This is a genomic window from Psychrobacter sp. 1Y4 (genome assembly GCF_051847555.1).
In genome coordinates this window covers 1-602 of record NZ_JBPYDE010000824.1, presented here as the reverse complement: position 1 = coordinate 602, position 602 = coordinate 1, and the positions used below count along the sequence as shown (strand labels likewise).

Genomic DNA, 602 nt, shown 5'->3' with positions numbered 1-602 from the left:
TTACCGTGCTGGGCTGCACGATAAAATAAGTCATAGCATATTATATGATTAACGAGACTTTTTATCTTTAGTAGTGAATTTCTTCGCACGATTGCGCTCACGCTGACGCAATTGTTGTGTTTTTGCCTTGGTTGGCGTGTCGCTCTTATTGGCGTATGGATTGTCATTCTGTTTAAAGATGACGTTGAGCGGCGTACCTTCAAGCTTAAACACTTGACGGAACTGGTTCTCTAGATAACGCTGATAGCTCTTAGGAAGCGCGCTTGTTTGATTACCATGGATCACGATAACAGGCGGGTTGTGACCACCGATATGTGCATAACGTAGCTTAATACGGCGACCAGCAATAGTTGGCGGCGGATTGGCAGTGACAGCATCTTGCAAGATTTGCGTCAAGCGATTGGTAGAGACTTCAAACATCGAAGACTTATAAGCACGCAAGATAGATGGGTATAAATTACCCACACCAGTCCCATGTAGCGCTGATATTAAATGTACTTTTACATATGGGATAAAGTTAAAACGACGATCCATCTCAAGCTTAATATAGTCTCTTTGATCTGGCGTCAAACCATCCCATTTGTTGATCGCGACGACTAGAG

Annotated in this window: 1 pseudogene; it reads right to left on the bottom strand. The window is 43.4% G+C overall.

The features are described 5' to 3' along the window. Positions 1-48 precede the first annotated feature (48 nt). Positions 49-602, bottom strand: a pseudogene (locus ACS8FC_RS19085) (ribosome biogenesis GTPase Der); the annotation flags it as partial.